The sequence below is a fragment of the uncultured Sphingopyxis sp. genome (genome assembly GCF_900078365.1).
GTDB lineage: Bacteria > Pseudomonadota > Alphaproteobacteria > Sphingomonadales > Sphingomonadaceae > Sphingopyxis.
In genome coordinates, this window is the sequence record NZ_LT598653.1 from 2,279,094 (window position 1) to 2,298,245 (window position 19,152).

Genomic DNA, 19,152 nt, shown 5'->3' on the forward strand with positions numbered 1-19,152 from the left:
TCTGGGTCCCCGCTTTCGCGGGGATGACAATGTAAGAGGCCGCAATCGGTCGGTCTCAGACATTCGTCATCCCGGACCTGATCCGGGATCCATTCTTCCGACGCCCGTGCGAATGGACCCCGGATCAAGTCCGGGGTGACGATAATCGTTAAAGCAACTACCAGCCCGCCCCCCATCCCCCTTGCCTTTCGCCCGCCGCCTTGCTTCCGTCCTCCGGCAATGACACCCAAACCGACTCATCTCGACGCGACCGGCACCGCGCACATGGTCGACGTCGGCGCCAAGCCCGCGACGCAGCGCCGCGCCGTCGCGGGCGGCCGCATCGCCATGTCACCCGAGGCCCTCGAAGCGATCCGCAACGGCAACGCTCCCAAGGGCGACGTGCTCTCGACCGCGCGCATCGCCGGGATCATGGCGGCGAAGCGCACCGCCGACCTCATCCCGCTCTGCCACGCGCTCGCGCTGACCAAGATCGGCGTCGATTTCGCGTGGGAAGACAAGGGTATCGCGGTTACTGCCGTCGCGCAGACGACGGGGCCGACGGGGGTCGAGATGGAGGCGCTCACCGCCGCGTCGGTCGCGCTCCTCACCCTTTACGACATGGCGAAGGCGCTCGACCGCGCGATGGTGCTCGGCGACATCCGCCTCCTCGAAAAAAGCGGCGGCCGCTCGGGCGACTGGCGCGCCGAATGAGCGGCCTGCTCGCCGTCGAGGAGGCGCAGGCGCGGCTCCTCGCGCTACGCGAACCGCTCGGCAGCGAGAATATCGCCTTTTCCGAATCGCCTGGACGCCATCTTTCGGACAATGTCGTCGCGCTGCGCGACCAGCCCGAAGCACCGCTTTCCGCCATGGACGGCTATGCGATCCGCTTCGACGACCTGCCCGGCCCGTGGACCGTTATCGGCGAAAGCGCCGCGGGCGCCGCGCCCGGCCGCAGCGTGGGCCCCGGCGAAGCGATGCGTATCTTCGCCGGCGCGCTGCTCCCCCCCGGTGCCGACACGGTCATCGTGCAGGAGGATGTCGCGCGCGATGGCGACGCGCTGACGCTGACGCGCGACGGCCCCGGCGCGCGCGGACGCCATGTCCGGCCCCGCGCGGCCGATTTCGCCGCCGGCGATTGCCTGCTGCCCGCGGGCACGCGCCTGACCCCCGGCGCCATCGCGGCGGCGGCGATGAGCGGCGCGGGCCAGCTCGCCGTCGGCCGCCGCCCGCGCGTCGCGATCGTCACGACCGGCGACGAACTCGTCCCGCCCGGACGCCCGCTCGCGCCCGGCCGCATCCCCGACAGCAACGGCGTCATGCTCGCCGCGATGCTCGCCGGAGAAGCCGCCGCGCCCGTCCTGCCCCTTCATGCCCCCGACGACCGCGCGAAGCTCGCGAACATTCTCAAGGAGTTGGCACGACGTCACGACGTCATCGTCACCGTCGGCGGCGCGTCGGTCGGCGATCACGACCATGTCCGCGGCGCGCTCGACGACGCTGGCGGGCGGCTCGATTTCTGGAAGATCGCGATGAAGCCCGGAAAGCCGCTGATCGCCGGAACGCTCGGCGACGCGGTGCTGCTCGGCCTGCCCGGCAATCCCTCCTCGGCCTTCGTCACCGCGACCTTGTTCCTGCTGCCGCTCGTCCGCCACCTCGCCGGGGCGGCCGATCCGCTGCCCGCGGTGCATCGCGCACCGCTCGCCGCGCCGCTCGGCGAGGGCGGGACACGCCGCGACTATCTGCGCGCGCGACTCGAAAGCGGCCGGCTGATCCCCATGATCGGGCAGGAAAGCGGCCGCACGCTGCCGCTCGCCTCGGCCAATGCGCTGCTGATCCGCGACATCGGCGCCCGCGCGCGCGCGGCCGGCGCGGCAGCGGACTATATCGTCATCGCTTGACAAGTTCCGATTTGTTCCACTATCGTTCTCCCTATGTCCGATATGGCATCATGGAGAACGACCGATGTTGACCGCGAAGCAGCATGAACTGCTCCACTTCATCCAGCAGCGCCTCGACGCGAGCGGCATTTCGCCCTCGTTCGAGGAGATGAAGGAGGCGCTCGGCCTCAAGTCGAAATCGGGCATCCACCGGCTGATAAGTGCCTTGGAAGAAAGGGGTTTTCTCCGCCGCCTACCCAACCGCGCCCGCGCGCTCGAGGTGCTCAAGGTGCCCGAAGCGGCGAAGCCCGCCGTGCGCAACGATCGCGACAATATCGTCCCGCTGCGCAAGAGCCCGCCCGCGATGCGGCCGATCGCGGCGAACGACATCGTCGAAGTGCCGCTGCACGGCAAGATCGCCGCGGGCGTGCCGATCGAGGCGTTCGAAGATCACAACAATCTCGCCGTCCCCGCCGCGCTGCTCGGCTCGGGCGAACATTATGCGCTCGAAGTGTCGGGCGATTCGATGGTCGAGGCGGGCATCTTCGACGGCGACTATGCGCTGATCCAGAAGGCGAGCACCGCGCGCGAGGGCGACATCGTCGTCGCGCTCGTCGACGGACAGGATGCGACGCTCAAATATTTCCGCCGCGAAGGCCAGATGATCCGGCTCGATCCCGCCAACAGCGCCTATGAACCGCAACGCTACCCCGCCGAGCGCGTCATCGTGCAAGGGCGGCTGTCGGGACTGCTTCGTCGTTACCACTAAGCTGCTGCGGCCGGCGCCACGGATGCTCGTCGCCCGCTTTCAGCGTGGCGACGGCTTCCGGCGCTTCGCCCAGATAGATTGCCAGCCCGCCGGTTTCGGCAAGGCTGTCGCGGTCGATCGTCATCCAGCGCCCCGTGCATTCGCGCGGTAGCCAGCGGTCGCTGATCACGACGTCGGCGGCGGCGCACGCAGCGGCCATGTCGGCGCCCTCGATCCGGTCGCGCCCGCGCGAGGCGAGGACGATCCGCCGCGCCACGCCCTCGCCCTGCGCCCAGCGGCAGAAATCGCGATTGCACTCGACATGATCGAGGTCGGCGAGCGCCAGAAGCGGCGCATCGACCCCCGCCGCCTCGGCAACCGTATCGCGAACATAATCGCCCGCCCGGTCGCGCAGCAGCGCATAGCCGCCATCGGGCAGTGCGGCGGCGATATGCCGCCCGTCGCCGGTGACGAGCAGGCCGGGGCGCGGCGCGGCGAGCAGCGCCGCCATCCCGACCGCCAGCGGTACCGCCCCCGCCCGGCGCCAGCGCGTCTGCCATAACAATATCCACAGCCCGCCGAAGACCGCGAGCGCAAAGCCCCAAGGCGGAAAGCTCGGCAGCGTCGCAACCGCGCCCGGCGCCTCGGCGACGCCATGCGCCAGCGCGATCAGTGCGCGCAACGCCTGCTCGGCAATCCACCACAAAGGCGCGCCGAGGCCGACGCTGTCGAAGAGCAAGGCGAGCGCCTCGAACGGCATGATGACGAAGGTCGTGAGCGGGATCGCGACGACATTGGCGAGCGCGCCGTAGAGTCCCGCCTTGTGGAAATGGAACAGCGCGATCGGCGCCAATGCGACCTCGACGACGAGCCCGGTGATCAGCAATCCGGCCACGCCGCGTCCCAGCCGGAACAACCACGGCTCCTCGCGGCGCGCCATGAACGCCTGCATCCGCCGGCTCTCATGAAGCGCGATGATCGCCGTTACCGCCGCGAAGCTCAGCTGAAAGCTCGGGCCCGCCAGCGCCTCGGGCCGCCAGACCAGCACGATCAGCGCCCCCGCGGCAACGAGCCGCAGCGTCAGCGCCTCGCGCCCCATCAGCAAGGCGGCGAGCACGAGCAGCGCGGCGATGAACGATCGCAGCGTCGGCACCTCGGCTCCCGCGAGCCATGTATAGCCCCCGCCCGCAAGCGCCCCCGTCGCCGCCGCGAGCGGCAGGACAATGCCCGCGAGCGCGAGCCGCGGGCTCAGCGCAAGCAGCCGCATCGCGGCGAGCATCGCAAAAGTGACGACCGCGGTGACGTGCAGCCCACTGATCGACAGCAAATGCGCCAGCCCGCTGCGGCGCATCGCCTCCTCGTCGGCCTCGGAAATCGCGCCGCGATCGCCGGTGACGAGCGCGGCCGCGATGCCCCCCGCCGACCCTTCGATCTGCCCATGGATATGCGCGCTCGGCCGCACACGCACCGACGGCCGCGCCGTGCCGCGCCCCGGCGCGCGCGCAACCTCGCCGAGCACCGTCCCGACCGCACCGATGCCGTCGAACCAGGCGCGCTGCGCGAAATCATAGCCGCCGGGCAGGCTCGCGACCGGCGGCGGCATCAGCCGCGCACGAACCCCGATCGCCTCGCCCTCGGCGAGGCCCGCCGCCTGCTCGCCGCGCAGCGTCAGGCGCACGCGCGGCGGCAGGTCGCTCCGCCGCTGCGGCAGAGCGAGAATGCGAATCTTCCCTTTTGCGGGCAGCGGCTCGACGCGTTCGACGATCGCCGAAAATTCGGTCGTCGCCGGCGCAGCCAGCACCGGGGCGGCGACCCAGACCGCGCGCAGCCAGACGAGCAAAAGCCCCGCGGCGACCATCCCGCACCCCGCGATCATCATGCGCCCGAGCCGGCGATGCCAGCCGATCAGCCATCCGGCGAGCGCCCCGCCCGCCAGTACCAGCAGCCCCCCGATCCAGTGCATCGCCGCGGGCAGCGCGAACCAGGCGCCGATTCCCGCCCCCAGCGCGACGGGCAGCCACAGGCCGATCCGCTCACGCTCGGCCTCCAGCCGCGCCTCGATCGCGTCGAGGGCGCGACTGCCGAAGCGAGCCGGCGCCCCTGCAATGGGCGTTTGAAGCTGCCCTGTCGCCATGCTAGGGGCACCCCCGATCCCCGCCCAACCGGGCGGCAAAGTGAGTGAAAGAGGCCCCGGTGGCAACCGAAAACCAAAGCATCTCGGCCGAAGCGACGCCTGAAGCGACGGGCACCGACGTCGTGACCCGCTTCGCCCCCTCGCCGACCGGCTATCTGCATATCGGCGGCGCGCGTACCGCGCTGTTCAACTGGCTCTTCGCGCGCCACCATGGCGGCAAGTTCCTGCTCCGCATCGAGGACACCGACCGCGCGCGCTCGACCGACGCCGCGATCGACGCGATTCTCGACGGCATGCAATGGCTCGATCTCGATTGGGACGGCGAGACGGTGTTCCAGTTCGCGCGCGCGCCGCGTCACGCCGAGGTCGCGCACGAGCTGCTCGCGAAGGGCGAGGCCTATCGCTGCTACCTCACGCAGGACGAACTCGCCGCGATGCGCGCCGAGGCGCAGGAGAAGCGCCAGCCCTTCCGCGTGCGCAGCCCGTGGCGCGACCGCGATGACGGCGACCCCGCGGCGCCGCACGTCATCCGCCTGCGCGCGCCGCAGGACGGCGCGGTGACGATCGCCGACAAGGTGCAGGGCGAGGTCACCGTCCAGAACGCCGAGCTCGACGATTTCATCCTGCTGCGGAGCGACGGCACGCCGACCTATATGCTCAGCGTCGTCGTCGACGATAACGACATGGGCGTCACCCACGTGATCCGCGGCGACGACCATCTCAACAACGCCTTCCGCCAACTCGCGCTTCTGCGTGCGATGAACTGGCGCGAGCCCGTCTATGCCCATGTCCCGCTGATCCACGGCGCCGACGGCGCGAAGCTGTCGAAACGCCACGGCGCGCTCGGCGTCGACGCCTATCGCGACGAGATGGGCTATCTGCCCGAAGCAGTGAACAATTATCTCCTCCGCCTCGGCTGGGGGCATGGCGACGACGAAATCATCAGCCGTAGCCAAGCGGTCGAGTGGTTCGACCTCGACCATGTCGGCCGCTCGCCGTCGCGTTTCGATTTCAAGAAGCTCGAGAATCTCAACGGCCATTATCTGCGCGAAGCCGACGACGCGCGCCTCGCCCGTCTCGTCGCCCCGCGCGTCGAAAAGCTGGTCGGCCGCGCGCTCGACGGCCTCGACCGCGACCTGCTGACGCGCGCGATGGACGCGCTCAAACCGCGCGCCAAGACGCTGGGTGAAATCGCCGACGGCGCGACCTTCCTCTTCCATGGCGATCCGTTGCCGGTGGACGAAAAGGCGGCCGAGGTGCTAAAGGCCTCGCCCGAAGGCCTGCTGGCCGCCGTGACACAGCGGCTGCGCGGGCTCGACGACTGGACGACAGAAGAGCTGGATGCCGCCGTGCGCGCAGAGGCCGAAGCCGCCGGACTGGGGCTCGGCAAGCTGGCACAACCCTTGCGCGCGGCGCTAACCGGCCGAACCGTTTCCCCGGGAATTTTCGACGTGCTGCTGTTGCTCGGACGCGATGTCAGTCTGGCGCGACTTGACGCAGCGCAACATTATCCGGCAGGGGCGTAGCCACTCAACTCTCCCCGCCGTCAGAACAGGGAACAAAATATGACCGACACCGCAAAAATCACGCTGGGCGACAAGACCGTCGACAGCCCTGTCCTGTCGGGCACCGTCGGCCCCGACGTCGTCGACATCCGCAAATTCTACGCCCAGACCGGCGCCTTCACCTACGACCCCGGCTTCACCTCGACCGCGAGCTGCGAATCGCAGATCACCTATATCGACGGCGACGAAGGCGTGCTTCTCCACCGCGGTTACGCGATCGGCGACCTCGCCGAACATTCGAGCTTCATGGAGGTCTGCTACCTCCTCCTCAACGGCGAACTGCCGAACGCCGACGAACTCGCGAAATTCGACAACACGATCACACGCCATACGATGCTGCACGAGCAGCTCGCGACCTTCTACCGCGGCTTCCGCCGCGACGCGCACCCGATGGCCGTCATGTGCGGCGTCGTCGGCGCCCTCAGCGCCTTCTATCACGACTCGACCGAGATCCACGATCCGCACCAGCGCATGGTCGCGAGCCACCGGCTGATCGCGAAGATGCCGACGATCGCGGCGATGGCGTATAAATATTCGGTCGGCCAGCCCTTCGTCTATCCGCGCAACGACCTCAGCTACACGGGCAATTTCCTGCGCATGACCTTCGGCGTTCCGGCGGAGGAATATGAGGTCGTTCCCGCCGTCGAGCGCGCGCTCGACCGCATCTTCATTCTCCACGCCGATCACGAACAGAATGCGTCGACCTCGACCGTCCGCCTCGCGGGTTCGTCGGGCGCCAATCCCTTCGCGTGCATCGCGGCGGGCATCGCCTGCCTCTGGGGCCCCGCGCACGGCGGCGCGAACGAGGCCGCGCTCAATATGCTGCGCGAAATCGGACGCCCCGAGCGCATCCCCGAATATATCGCGCGCGCGAAGGACAAGGACGATCCGTTCCGCCTGATGGGCTTCGGCCACCGCGTCTACAAGAATTACGACCCCCGCGCGACCGTGATGCAGAAGACGGTGCGCGAAGTGTTCGACGCGCTCAAGGTCAACGATCCGGTTTTCGAGGTCGCGCTGCAGCTCGAGGAAATGGCGCTGAGCGATCCCTATTTCATCGAAAAGAAGCTGTTCCCCAACGTCGATTTCTATTCGGGGGTGATCCTGTCGGCGATCGGTTTCCCGACGACGATGTTCACCGCGCTCTTCGCGCTCGCCCGCACCGTCGGCTGGGTCGCGCAGTGGAACGAGATGATCTCGGACCCCGCGCAGAAGATCGGCCGCCCACGCCAGCTCTACACCGGCCCGGCGCAGCGCCCGTTCGTGCCCGTCGACAAGCGCTGAGGCGATCCCTCAAGGAAACAACAAAAGGGGTCGCACTGCGGCCCCTTTTTTTAGCCAAGCGGGAAGCCCTCCAATATGCCAACGGCGCCCGCGTAAACCGACGGCGGCCCCCGCCTTCGCGGGGGCGGCGGATTGAAAAGACGCCCCGTCTACCCCACCCAGCGCCAGATGCCCGCGACCATATACCCGAGCGCCCCGTGCGCCCAAGTCGCGGCCGCCCACAGGACGATCCCCCCAAACAGCGCATGCCCGCGCGGAATCGTCTCGCGCCACGGCGCCGCGCCCGCGAGCTGCCGCGCATAGGGGACGAAGCTCGTCCGCGCCGCCCATCCGCGCCACGCCTCGCCCATCAGCCGCGCCTTCTTCGCATCCTGCCCCGCCGAGCCGACGAGCGCGAGGAAGGCGATCGTCGCCGACAAGACGATCTGGCCCGGCGTCGGCATCACGATGACATGCGCGAGCGCCCATAAAGCGAAGCCCCACATCATCGGATGTCGCGTGATCGCGAACACGCCGCGCGGCGCGGCCGCCGCGTCCCTCGCGGCATGCGGCGCGGGCAGCGCCGGATTGCCGATCAGCGATCCCATGAACAATATGCTCGCGATCAACACGATCAGCGAGGCGAGCGCCCACAGCCCGTCTCCCACCGCCCACAGCGGCGGCTCGGGCGGCATGCCGCGCCACGCCTGCACGATCAGGATGAAGGTCGCGATCGCGATCACCGAGTAGACGATCTGGAACCCCCGCTCGCCCAGCCGCCCCGCCAGCCCGGCGCGCAGCGGGTGCGACAGGAGGAGGTGCGACCCGACGAACAGGACGCAGGTGACGATCAAGAGCGACATCGGTTGCATCGACACTCTCCTCATTCGTGCAATCGCGATCGACCGCCCTGCCCAGCGACGACTCGAAGCAGTTTCGCCGACATCATCCGCGACAAAGGTAACAGTGTCAACATAGAGGGTGCGGGAATGGTGACCTGGTTTGAAAGGCAAGGCATGATTTGCTTTTCTTCGTCACCCCGGACTTGATCCGGGGTCCCGCTCAGCGAGGGTGACAAGCGGGACCCCGGATCAAGTCCGGGGTGACGAGGAAGGGAATGAACCTTTCAAGGACAAACTACGTCACCACCGATGCAGGGGAAGGCAGACGATGAAACGCCTGCCCTCTCCTACCAGTCGTATGCGTTAGGCAACGCGCCTTCCTGCGGCGTCCGATACCGGTCGCGCAGGCGATCCTGCCGCGTCGTCAGCGACTGCGCCTTGCCGTCGATCCACACCGCGGTCGGACGGCTGCCGAGCTCGAGCGGATCATTGTCCCAGATCACGACGTCGCCGGCGCGGCCCGGGCGTAGCGATCCGATGCTGGCCTCCATGCCCACCGCGCGCGCGGGCACGCTGCTGATCGAAGCGAAGGCTTGATCCCAGCTCAGCCCACTCGCCCCCGGCACGCGCGTCAGGCCGACGAGATTGCCCGCATATTGCGTGACATAGCCCATCTTGTGTGCGTCATCGTCGTCGAACACGCCGACCGACACATCGACGCCCGCGGCCTTGAGCCGCCCCGCGTTCGATTGCGTCGCGCCGAGTTGTTCGAAGCTCGACGGCAGGTCGGTGAGCGGCGAGACGAGCACCGGCACCTTCGCCGCCGCGATCTCGCGCGCGACGAGCCAGCCTTCGGTCGCGCCGACGAGTACGAGCTTCAGCGCGGGAAATTCGCTCTTCAGCTTCAGCACATTGACGATGTCGACCGCGCGATCGACGCGCACGAACAGCGGCGTCGTTCCGTCGATCACGCGCACGAGCGCGTCGGCGTCGGCGCGCTGGATCATCGCATCATTACCCCACTCGGCGAGCGCCGCGGGGTTGCGCGCATAGCTGCGCGCCGCGAGCAGTTGCTCGCGGAAGAGGAGGAACGTCGCCGCGCGGCTGCCCCCCGCCTTCGACGCGCCATCCTCACCGAACGCGACATATTGCAGCGCGCGCGGGCGCGTCACCATGTCCATATCGTCGGCCAGATCGACCACCGCGCCCTGCCCGGCGAACAAATTGCTGCTGCCGCCCGGCGCGACAATCGCGCGCGTCACCCCCGCCGCGCGGTTGACCGCGACCGGCGAGCCCATCGGATTGAGCGCGGGGGCGATGTCGAGCCCCGCCGAAAAGCGCGTGCGCGGCGCCGAGCGGTCGTTGGTGCCGCTTACCGCATCGACCTCGACCAGCCCGACGCGGCTGAACGCCGCGACAATGCCCGGCGTCACATAATGGCCCTCGGCATCGACGCGCTCGATACCCGCGGGAACCGCGACGCCCGCGCCCGCCGCGACGACCTTGCCGCCGCGCACGACGACGGTGCCGCCCTCGATCGGCGTGCTGCCGTCGCCGATGACGAGCTTCGCATTGGTGATCGCGACGTCCTGCGCCGCGGCGGGAGCGGTGAGCGCCAGGACGGCCGCCAATACGCTTCCCAATCCCGCTTGCACCGTGCCCCTGCGAAGGCAGGGGCCTATCACCTGTGCTCTCATCGGTTCACCACCGTTCGTTTCATATCGACAGGACCGGAGATGGGCCCCTGCCTTCGCAGGGGCACGGGAGAGAATGGAAAGGAGGTTCGGGAGAGCACTCATTTCACATCTCCTTCGCCGGGCTGGCCCAGCTCGAAATCGCTCACCGGCCGCCGCTTCGGATCCTTGGCGTCGAACATCAGCGCGCCGTCGATCCACACCTTTTCGGGGCGCGTATAGGCGCTGAACGGATTGCCGTTCCACAGCACGACGTCGGCCATCTTGCCGGGCTTCAGGCTGCCGGTCCGGTCGGCGATGCCCAATGCCTTCGCCGGATTGTAGGACAGCCAGGTCCACGCCACTTCGTCGCTGACGTCGATGCCGATACGGCGCCCCGCGGCGCGCGCCTTGGCGGCTTCCTGGTTCAGCCGCTGGATCTGGTTCGCATCGTCCGAATGGACGATCGTGCAGGCGCCGGCATTATAGACGAGCGGAATATTCTCCGGCACCGAGTCATAGGCTTCCATCTTGAAGCCCCACCAGTCGGCCCACATCGCCGAGCAGATGCCCTCCTTCGCGAGGATGTCGGCGATCTTGTACGCCTCGACCGCGTGGTGGAAGGTCGACACCTTGTAGCCGAATTCCTTCGACATATCGATAACGAGCGCCATCTCGTCGGCGCGGTAGCAGTGATTGTGGACGAGAATATCGCCCGCAAGCACGCCCGCGAGCGTTTCCATCGCGAGGTCGCGGTCGACCGCCTTGCCGTCGTCGAGCTTCTTCTTGTACGCGACCGCTTTCGCCCAGGTCGCGCGATTGACCGCGAAATTGCCCATGCGGGTCGAAGGCGCGCGGCCCTTGTTCCCGTAAACGCGCTTCGGATTCTCCCCGCACGCCATTTTCAGGCCATAGGGCGCGCCAGGAAATTTCATGCCCTGCACCGTACGCGACGGGACGTTCTTGAGCGTGATCGAGCGCCCGCCCATCAGGTTGGCGCTGCCCGGCAATATCTGCAGGCTCGTCACGCCGCCGTTGGCGAGCGCGCGGCTGAACCCCGGGTCCTGCGGCCACACGCTATGTTCGGACCAGACTTCGGGCGTCGTCGGCGACGTCGCCTCATTGCCGTCCGAATGCGCGTCGACGCTGGGACTGGGATAATCGCCGAGGTGGCTGTGAATATCGATGATCCCGGGGGTGAGGAACTTGCCGGTGCCGTCGATCACATCGGCGTCGGTCGGCAATTCCATATCGGGCCCGCCGATCCGGTCCACCTTGCCGCTCGACATCACGATCGACCCATTGTCGATCCGCCCGCCCTCGCCGTCGAAGATGGTGACGCCCTTCACGACCGTCAGCCGCGTCGGATAACCCTTGTAGGTCGACGGATAGGGATCCTTGTTGAACTTCGCGGGCTTCTCGGCGGGCTTGTCGCTCGCCGACGCGGTTTCCTTGCCGGTCGCCGCGCAGCCGACGAGCGCCAGCGACACCGCAGCCAGCAGGCTGCCCCTCACACCTTTGATCATGGATTACGCCCCCTTGGCTTCGGGATGAACGCCGGCCGCCTGCGCCTCGGCGAGCTCATTTTGTCCGGCGAGGTCCTCGGCATCGCGCAGCGTGTCGAGGTGCATCAGCTTCTTGATCAGCGGCGACACCACGATCACGAGGACGCCGAAGCCGACCGCCCACAGGCCGATCGTCTGATAGACGTCGAGCACGAGCGCCTTGCCCGCGCCCTCCCCGCTCGCCTTTTCGGACCCCGTCGCCGCCGCGATCAGCCCCGCAGTGAAATTGCCGGTCGCCGATGCGAAGAACCAGGTGCCCATGATCAGCGACGCCATATGCGCGGGCGCCAGTCGGTTCATCGCGCTCAGGCCTACCGGCGACAGGCAGAGCTCGCCCGTCGTGTGGAGCAGATAGATGAGGAAGATGAACAGCACCGGCGTCGCATTTTCCATGCCCGCGGCTTCGGCGCCCCATTTGAGCACGAAGAAGCCGAGCCCGAGCTGGAGCATCGCGAGGCCGAATTTGGCAGGCGCCGAAGGCTCCCACCCGCGGCGGCCGAGCCAGGTCCAGAGTGCGGCGAACAGCGGCGCGAAAAGGACGATATAGCCGGCGTTGAGCGACTGGAAGACCGAGGCCGGAACCCCCGCGCGGTCGACATAGCGGTCGGCGAAGAGGTTCAGCGACGAGCCCGCTTGCTCGAACAGCGCCCAGAAGAGGATCGAGCCGAGGATCAGGAACATCGCGGCGAAGATGCGGTCGCGGTCCTGCGACGGCAGCTTCACGACCGCGGTGAAGAGCACATAGGCGACGAGGATTGCCCCCGCGACGCCGAGCAGCGTGCCGACGAGCGCCTGATTCTGCACCATCCACCAGCAGACGCCGACAGCGACGAGACCGATGATATAGAGCAGCCATTCGAACTTGATGCCCATCACCGGCGCGGCCAGCTTCGCCGGATCCTCCGGCTCGCCGCGGCCGAGCAGCAGCGGCTTGCCCCAGATGAAAACGATCAGGCCGAGCAGCATGCCGAAGCCCGCGGCTCCGAAGCCATAGGACCAGCCATAGACTTCACCGAGATAGCCGCAAAGCAGCGAGCCGAGGAAGGCGCCGAGATTGATGCCCATGTAGAAGATCGTATAGGCGCCGTCGCGGCGCACGTCGGTGCGCGGATAGAGCTGGCCGACGATCACCGAGATGTTCGCCTTCAGGAAGCCCGAGCCGACGATGATGAAGGCGAGCGCGAGCCAGAAGATGTTGAGGCTCGCCGGATCCTGCCCGCCGTCGCCCTCGAAACCCATGATGAAATGGCCGAAGGTCAGCAGGACCGCGCCATAGGCCACCGCCTTGCGCTGCCCCAGCCAGCGGTCGGCGAGATAGCCGCCGAGCACCGGGGTGATATAGACGAGCGCCGTATAGGCGCCATAGATCACCCCCGATTCACTGTCCGAAAACAACCAGTGCTTGGTGAGGTAGAAAATCAGCAGCGCCCGCATCCCGTAATAGGAAAAACGCTCCCACATTTCGGCGAAGAAGAGGACAAACAGGCCCTTCGGGTGGCCGAGAAACGTCCCGGCGGCATCCCCGTGCTGGGCATAGGCTTTGGTCATGGCGACCCTTCCCTGGAATATGATGTTGGCCCCGGAAACGGGGCAGATGGCCGTAACACTAGCGTCAAAATTGCGTATGGGAAGAATCTAATTGCGCGCGAAACCATCGCGATCGGGCCGGAATTTGTTGCGAACCGTTCGCAACACTTGCGCAAGGGCGCTGAAAAGCCCACATGGCGCACCATGTTCAACGACGCCTCCTCGCTTCTCGCCCATCTCGCTACCCGCCGTTCGGGCAAGGCGCGCGACATGGTCGCGCCCGGCCCCGACGCCGCGGAGCTCCATGACATCATCGCGCTCGCGCTGCGCACTCCCGACCATGGCAAGCTCGCACCGTGGCGGATCGTCACGATCGCCGACGGGCAGCGCGACGCCTTCGCGGCGCTGCTCAAACAGGCGTGGATCGCCGAAAATCCCGGCGCGGCGGGCATGGACCTCTCGGCGCTCGACCAGTTCGCGCATCAAGCGCCGGCCTTGCTCGTGCTGATCTCGACCCCCGTCCCCGGCGCGAAGATTCCCGTGTGGGAACAACAGCTGTCGGCCGGCGCGGTCGGCATGAACCTGCTCCACGCGGCGCATGCACATGGTTTCGTCGGCAGCTGGCTCACCGGCTGGGCGGCGTATAGCCCGGAGGTCGCGGCAGCGTTCGGCGCCGGCGAAGGCGGCCGGATTGCCGGCTATTTCTTTTTCGGCACCGCTTCACGCGACCTCGACGAGCGTCCGCGTCCCGAATATGATGACGTCGTCCGCGGCTGGGAAATTTAGTTTCAGTTTTTGAACCCGAATTGTAATTAGCCCAATTTGACTGTGCTGCTGTCTTATGGCATTAAGGCGGCATGCTCGATCAGTCCAAACCCGTGTACCAACGTCTGCGCGACGTCATCGCCAATGCGATCCTCGACGGCACCTATCGCGATGGCGACATGCTTCCTTCGGTGCGTTCGCTCGCCGCAGAGGAAGGCGCGAACCCGCTGACCGTCGCGAAGGCGTATCAGACGTTTCAGGACGAAGGGCTGGTCACGGTCAAGCGCGGGGTGGGCATGTTCGTCGCCGAGGGCGCCACCGAACGGCTGCGCAACCTGATGCGCGCCGACTTCCTCGCCAATATCTGGCCCCCGGTCGCGCAGCAGATGCGCCGCATCGGCCTCGACGCGCGCACGCTTCTCGATCTTACCGACGCCTGACGCATCCGGCAGTTTTGAGTGGGGGAACCGCCATTTCCCACTTTCGTCATCCCGGACTTGATCCGGGATCCATTCTTCCCTGATTTTGCGTGAATGGACCCCGGATCGAGTCCGGGGTGACGATGAAGATAGGTCGGCTTGCGTTCGAAACTTGCCCTGTCCTTCACCCCTTCCCGAAATCCGTATCGCTCCGCGCCCTGAAATCGCATCCGCCTCTTGCGCCGCCGGTGACTTGCTATAACAATACACCGATCGTGTGCCGATCGGCGCGCGCCACATTCTATCGCTCGGAGAACCGAACATGCTCGAACGTCGTACCCTGCTGGCCGCCGCGGCCGCGTCCTCGCTGCTCGCCGTCCTGCGTTCGCCCGCCCGCGCGGCATCGGCCGCGCCCGGCAGCGAAGGCGCGCGGCTGACCGCGATCTACGAGCGCATCTACGACATGCTCGTCGATCAGGACCCCGAGTTCGCGACCGCGCTCGGGCTCGACAAGGGCGACCGCGCCGCATCGAAGGCGAAACTCGCCGACCGCTCGCCCGCGGGCATCGAACGCGGCCATGAGCTTTACCGCACCGGCCTCAAGGAACTGAAGACGATCGACCCCGCGAAACTCTCGGGTATGGATCTCGTCAATTACGAAACCTTCCGCGGCCCGTGGGAACATTATGTCAAGGCGTACGACACCTTCGATTACGGCCTTCACAGCTGGCCCGAACCGCATCCGGTCACCCAGCTCAGCGGCACCTATCGCTCGATCCCCGATTTCCTCGTCAACCAGCACAGCATCGCGAACGCCGCCGATGCCGAGGCCTATCTGTCGCGCTGCAACGATTTCGCGGTCCAGCTCGACAATGAAACGGGCCGTATCAAGGCCGACCACGCCGCCGGGATCATCCCGCCCGATTTCGTCATCGACCGCACGCTCGCGCTGTTCGACAATATCTGGAAACCCGCGCCCGACGCCAATATCCTGACGAAGAACCTCAAGACCAAGACCGCCGGCATCCCCGGCGACTGGGCGACACGCTGCGCCGCGATCATCGAAGGCAAAATCTATCCCGCGATGCGCCGTCAGGCCGCCGAACTCACCGCCGTGCGCCCGCGCGCGACGCACGATGCCGGCGTCTGGCGGCTGCCCAAGGGCGACGAATATTACGCCTATGCGCTGCGCTTCGCGACGACGACGGGCATGTCGGCCGAAGAAGTCCACAAGCTCGGCCTCGACCGCATGGCCGCGCTCAGCGCGCGCGCCGACGCGATCTTCAAGGCGCAGGGGATGACCAAGGGAACGGTCGCCGAGCGGATGCGCACCCTCGGCAAGGATCCGCGCTTCCTCTATCCCAACACCGACAAGGGCAAGGCCGACCTGATCGCCAAATTGAACGAACAGATCCAGGAAATGCAGCGCCGCCTGCCCGAAGCCTTCGGCCGGCTGCCGAAGGCCAAGGTCGACATCCGCCGCGTGCCGCCCGAGATCGAGGCCGGCGCCCCCGGCGGCTATTACCAGATCCCCGCGCTCGATGGCTCGCGCCCCGGCGCCTATTATATCAACCTGCGCGACACCGCCGAAAATCCGTCGTGGACGCTGCCGACGCTGACCTATCACGAGGCGACGCCGGGCCATCACCACCAGATCGCGCTCGCGCAGGAGGCCGAGGGCATCCCGCGCCTCCGCCGCCTCCCCGCTTACTCGGTCTACACCGAAGGCTGGGGCCTTTATGCCGAGCAGCTCGCCGACGAGATGGGCGTCTATGAAAATGACCCGTGGGGCCAGCTCGGCTATCTGCAAAGCTACATGTTCCGCGCCGCGCGCCTCGTCGTCGACACCGGCCTCCACCATTATCGCTGGAGCCGCGAGAAGGCGATCGCCTATTACAACGACGCGCTCGGCACGCCCGAAGGGTCGAACGTGACCGAAATCGAACGCTACTGCGTGTGGCCGGGCCAGGCGACGAGCTATATGGTCGGCCAGACGCGCTGGGTCGCGATCCGCGAGAAAGCCAAGGCCGCGCTCGGCGACAAGTTCGACCTGCGCGCTTTCCACGACACCGCCCTGTCGGCGGGCGCGATGCCGATCGAGGTGCTGGCGGGCGTCATCGACCGCTGGGTCGCCGCGCAAAAGGCCTGACGCATATCCGGCGCTTCGCTCGCCGCGGCGGGCGAAGCGCCGCCCGGGTCTGTTCCTAATTCCGGAAGATCGCCGGCGTTCCGGGTTTGACCATCTGCGCGACGCGCGCGGCGTCCCAATTGGTCAGCCGTACGCAGCCATGGCTTTCGGCGCGTCCGATCGTGTGCGGCTCGCTCGTTCCGTGAATGCCGTAATGCGGCTTGTTGAGGTCGATCCACACGACGCCGACCGGGCTGTTCGGCCCGGGCTTCAGCATCACCGCATCCTTGTCGTTGCTCACGTCCCAGAACAGCTTGGGATTATAGTGAAAGTCGGGGTTGCGGCTGACGCCCTGTATCTTCCACGTCCCGATCGGCAACGGGTCGCGGCGGCTGCCCATCGTCGCGGGGAATTGCGCGACGAGCTTCTCGCCCTCGTCATAGACTTTCAGCACGCCTTCCGCCTTGTCGACGACGATCTTTGCCGCGGCAAGCTGGTCGGGCGCGACGCCCAGCCGTTCCAGCGTGCCGTTCCACCCGCGCGGGTCCTCACCCGTCTTGGGAACATCGACATCGGGGATGTTCGGAACGCGAAAGGGGCGCCCCGCGCCGACCAGCGTCGCCGGACTGTTGAGCGCGACCAGTGTTTCGGGCGTCGTATGAAAACGCTCGGCGAGAGCTTCGGTGAGATTGCGATAGCCGAGCGCGGGCAATCTGGCCTGCTCGGCAGCGTCTTTCGGGAAGGCCGGAACGAACGGCCCCTTCGCGAAACCGGCGGGGATGACGACCATCCGCGTCGCCGGGGCAGTGCGCCCCTGTTGCAATGCCTGTTCGGTTGCGGCGTCGAGTCTGCCGTTCACCGCGAGACCGCGTGCTTCCTGAAAACCGCGAAGCGCCGCGACATAGGACTGCCCTTCCTTCCCGTCGATCACGCCGGGCGAGAAGCCAAGACGGTCGAGAAGCACCTGCGCGCGAAGGATTGGCGGCTCGGCAAAAGGCGCCGCGTCGGTTTTGGCATCCTCGAAGCGCAAACTGTCGGCATCGGCCGCGACCGTGGGCTTCTGGCTCGAATCCGCGCCCTCGGGCGCCGCATTGCAGCCGGCGATCAACAACAGGCACGGAAGAATGAATATGCGTTTCAAATGCTTGTCCTCGCAGGTTCGAGCAGGATCAACGATCCGGCGCGCGAAAGGATGCGGGGAGGACGGACCGAGAGGCGGCGAACGGCCTGGCGCATGATTATTTGACCGAATCGTCATCCCGGCGAAGGCCGGGATCTCGCCGGTGCGTCAGGTCGAGACGGCGAGATCCCGGCCTTCGCCGGGATGACGAGAAAGTCAGTCTGAACTGGTCGCGCTCCTAGAGCGCCGGCGCGACGTTTGCCGCGAGCACGCGGCCGCGCAAAACCTCCCAATCGAGGAAGCGCCAGAGGGCCGGGCTGTCGCGGCCCACGATCCGCGGATGCTCCGCCGACGGCGCAACCGCGCGGTCGATGGGCTCGATTTCGCTCAGCGCGTCGCAGTCGAAAAAGGCGCGCACGACGACGTCCTCGAACGCCTCGCCGGCGCTTCCGACAACGATCCCCAACTCGCCCGTCGACAGCCGAACCAGCGTCCCGGCGGCATAGATGCCCAAACTGTCGGCGAAGCGGTCGAGCAGCGCGGGATCGAAGTGCCCGGCCCATTTCCGCATCTCGGTCAGCGCCTCACACGGCGTCCACGCCCGCTTGTACGGCCGGTTCGACGTCACCGCGTCATAAACGTCGCAAATCGCGCCCATCCGCGCCGCGAGCGACAGCGCGTCGCCCTTCAACCCGCCGGGGTAGCCAGTGCCGTCGACCTTCTCATGGTGCCGCAGGCAGAGTTCGAGCGCCAGCGCGGGCGTGCCGGGCGAGCTTTCGAGCAGGCGGTGCCCCGCGTCCGGATGCTCGCGGACCGATCGCATCTCCCCCTTCGACAGCGCGCCGGGCTTGTTCAATATATCGTCCGAGACCGCGACCTTGCCGACGTCGTGGAGCAGCCCCGCGACCCCCATATCCTCGACCTCCTGCGCATCGAGTTCGAGGTGGCGCGCGAAATTGATCATCAGCGCGCAGACCGCGACCGAGTGGAGATAGGTATATTCGTCCTTTTCCTTGAGCCGGACGAGGTTGATCAGCGCCTTGGCATCGCGCTCGATCGACGCACCGATCGCGCTCGCGAGGCGCACCATGCGCCTGACTTCGATCGCCCGGCCCAGCCGCGCCGCCTCGAACATCTCGGTCACCGCGACGCGCGTCCGGTCGATCGCCCGCTTCGCGCGGCGGCATTCGCCCGCATAGCCCCTTCGGGGACGCGGCGCGGCGCGATCCCCGGGATCGGGCGCCGCGAAGGCCGTTCGGGACCGGGGCTTCAAGGCATCGGCCAACGACGTCCGCCCGGGTCGAGAGGGCTTGCGGCGCGGAGCATCGTCGTTCCTCTCCGCGTCGCGATGCGCCGGCGGAGCAAGCCCGCGATCGGCATCGATCATCAGCGCCGCGACGCCCGAATTGCGAATGCGCCGGAGCTGTTCGGCGGTCTCGACGCGGAAATGGCTCCGCCAGAAGGGATGATCGAACCACGACCCTTCGAAGGCGTGGACGAACATGCCGATTTCGGCGTCCTTTGGTTCTATTCGTACAAGCATT

The 19,152-nt window shown here is 67.2% G+C and carries 15 protein-coding genes; 8 read left to right on the top strand and 7 right to left on the bottom strand.

The window, feature by feature from the left end; all coding sequences use genetic code 11:
* Positions 1-219 precede the first annotated feature (219 nt).
* The 3 genes from moaC (at position 220) to lexA (ending at position 2,628) form a co-directional block, all read left to right on the top strand.
* On the top strand, positions 220-693 hold the full coding sequence (gene moaC, locus QZL87_RS10505) for a cyclic pyranopterin monophosphate synthase MoaC (protein ID WP_295319042.1): 474 nt from the start codon (positions 220-222) through the stop codon (positions 691-693).
* Positions 690-1,880 carry a molybdopterin molybdotransferase MoeA gene (locus QZL87_RS10510; RefSeq protein ID WP_295319045.1) on the top strand — a complete coding sequence of 397 codons (1,191 nt, stop codon included), beginning with the start codon at positions 690-692 and terminating at the stop codon, positions 1,878-1,880. The genes moaC and QZL87_RS10510 overlap by 4 nt, the downstream gene beginning before the upstream one ends.
* Positions 1,881-1,944: 64 nt before the next feature.
* Entirely contained in the window at positions 1,945-2,628 is a 684-nt protein-coding gene (gene lexA, locus QZL87_RS10515) for a transcriptional repressor LexA (protein WP_295319049.1), read from the top strand.
* Here lexA and QZL87_RS10520 read toward each other — a convergent pair.
* Positions 2,582-4,741 (bottom strand): ComEC/Rec2 family competence protein, encoded by a 2,160-nt coding sequence (locus QZL87_RS10520; protein WP_295319053.1) that lies wholly within the window; start codon positions 4,739-4,741, stop codon positions 2,582-2,584. The two genes, lexA and QZL87_RS10520, sit on opposite strands and share 47 nt — an antisense overlap.
* A 59-nt stretch (positions 4,742-4,800) precedes the next feature.
* On the opposite strand from QZL87_RS10520, the gene gltX reads away from it, so the two are divergent.
* A complete protein-coding gene (gene gltX, locus QZL87_RS10525; protein ID WP_295319056.1) occupies positions 4,801-6,267 on the top strand; it encodes a glutamate--tRNA ligase in 1,467 nt (488 codons plus the stop codon).
* Between the two features lie 39 nt (positions 6,268-6,306).
* Positions 6,307-7,590, top strand: coding sequence for a citrate synthase (locus QZL87_RS10530; protein ID WP_295319058.1), 1,284 nt, complete (start codon positions 6,307-6,309; stop codon positions 7,588-7,590).
* A gap of 149 nt (positions 7,591-7,739) precedes the next feature.
* On the opposite strand, the gene QZL87_RS10535 is transcribed toward QZL87_RS10530, so the two are convergent.
* From QZL87_RS10535 to QZL87_RS10550, 4 genes are all read right to left on the bottom strand, one after another.
* A complete protein-coding gene (locus QZL87_RS10535) occupies positions 7,740-8,441 on the bottom strand; it encodes an NnrU family protein (RefSeq protein ID WP_295319061.1) in 702 nt (233 codons plus the stop codon).
* Positions 8,442-8,758: 317 nt separating this feature from the next.
* Positions 8,759-10,042, bottom strand: coding sequence for an amidohydrolase family protein (locus tag QZL87_RS10540; protein ID WP_295319063.1), 1,284 nt, complete (start codon positions 10,040-10,042; stop codon positions 8,759-8,761).
* Between the two features lie 164 nt (positions 10,043-10,206).
* Entirely contained in the window at positions 10,207-11,610 is a 1,404-nt protein-coding gene (locus QZL87_RS10545; protein ID WP_295319066.1) for an amidohydrolase, read from the bottom strand.
* Between the two features lie 3 nt (positions 11,611-11,613).
* Entirely contained in the window at positions 11,614-13,197 is a 1,584-nt protein-coding gene (locus tag QZL87_RS10550; RefSeq protein ID WP_295319068.1) for a peptide MFS transporter, read from the bottom strand.
* Between the two features lie 183 nt (positions 13,198-13,380).
* Here QZL87_RS10550 and QZL87_RS10555 point away from each other — a divergent pair, with 183 nt between their 5' ends.
* The 3 genes from QZL87_RS10555 to QZL87_RS10565 all read left to right on the top strand — a co-directional run bounded on the left by QZL87_RS10555 (position 13,381) and on the right by QZL87_RS10565 (position 16,509).
* Positions 13,381-13,962, top strand: coding sequence for a nitroreductase (locus QZL87_RS10555; RefSeq protein ID WP_295319072.1), 582 nt, complete (start codon positions 13,381-13,383; stop codon positions 13,960-13,962).
* A gap of 71 nt (positions 13,963-14,033) precedes the next feature.
* A complete protein-coding gene (locus tag QZL87_RS10560) occupies positions 14,034-14,381 on the top strand; it encodes a GntR family transcriptional regulator (protein ID WP_295319075.1) in 348 nt (115 codons plus the stop codon).
* 301 nt (positions 14,382-14,682) lie between these two features.
* On the top strand, positions 14,683-16,509 hold the full coding sequence (locus QZL87_RS10565) for a DUF885 family protein (RefSeq protein ID WP_295319077.1): 1,827 nt from the start codon (positions 14,683-14,685) through the stop codon (positions 16,507-16,509).
* 55 nt (positions 16,510-16,564) lie between these two features.
* Here QZL87_RS10565 and QZL87_RS10570 read toward each other — a convergent pair whose 3' ends face one another.
* Positions 16,565-17,629, bottom strand: a complete 1,065-nt coding sequence (locus QZL87_RS10570; protein WP_295319080.1) for a L,D-transpeptidase family protein — start codon at positions 17,627-17,629, stop codon at positions 16,565-16,567.
* Positions 17,630-17,846: 217 nt separating this feature from the next.
* Complete coding sequence (locus QZL87_RS10575) at positions 17,847-19,151, bottom strand: HD-GYP domain-containing protein (protein WP_295319081.1); 1,305 nt, start codon at positions 19,149-19,151, stop codon at positions 17,847-17,849.
* Position 19,152 lies beyond the last annotated feature (1 nt).

Excerpts from the sequence above, each read along its gene's own strand:
- moaC (WP_295319042.1), top strand. The coding sequence starts at position 220 with ATGACACCCAAACCGACTCATCTCGACGCGACCGGCACCGCGCACATG.
- QZL87_RS10510 (WP_295319045.1), top strand. The coding sequence starts at position 690 with ATGAGCGGCCTGCTCGCCGTCGAGGAGGCGCAGGCGCGGCTCCTCGCG.
- lexA (WP_295319049.1), top strand. The coding sequence starts at position 1,945 with ATGTTGACCGCGAAGCAGCATGAACTGCTCCACTTCATCCAGCAGCGC.
- QZL87_RS10520 (WP_295319053.1), bottom strand. The coding sequence starts at position 4,741 with ATGGCGACAGGGCAGCTTCAAACGCCCATTGCAGGGGCGCCGGCTCGC.
- QZL87_RS10530 (WP_295319058.1), top strand. The coding sequence starts at position 6,307 with ATGACCGACACCGCAAAAATCACGCTGGGCGACAAGACCGTCGACAGC.
- QZL87_RS10535 (WP_295319061.1), bottom strand. The coding sequence starts at position 8,441 with ATGCAACCGATGTCGCTCTTGATCGTCACCTGCGTCCTGTTCGTCGGG.
- QZL87_RS10545 (WP_295319066.1), bottom strand. The coding sequence starts at position 11,610 with ATGATCAAAGGTGTGAGGGGCAGCCTGCTGGCTGCGGTGTCGCTGGCG.
- QZL87_RS10550 (WP_295319068.1), bottom strand. The coding sequence starts at position 13,197 with ATGACCAAAGCCTATGCCCAGCACGGGGATGCCGCCGGGACGTTTCTC.
- QZL87_RS10555 (WP_295319072.1), top strand. The coding sequence starts at position 13,381 with ATGTTCAACGACGCCTCCTCGCTTCTCGCCCATCTCGCTACCCGCCGT.
- QZL87_RS10560 (WP_295319075.1), top strand. The coding sequence starts at position 14,034 with ATGCTCGATCAGTCCAAACCCGTGTACCAACGTCTGCGCGACGTCATC.
- QZL87_RS10565 (WP_295319077.1), top strand. The coding sequence starts at position 14,683 with ATGCTCGAACGTCGTACCCTGCTGGCCGCCGCGGCCGCGTCCTCGCTG.
- QZL87_RS10575 (WP_295319081.1), bottom strand. The coding sequence starts at position 19,151 with ATGCTTGTACGAATAGAACCAAAGGACGCCGAAATCGGCATGTTCGTC.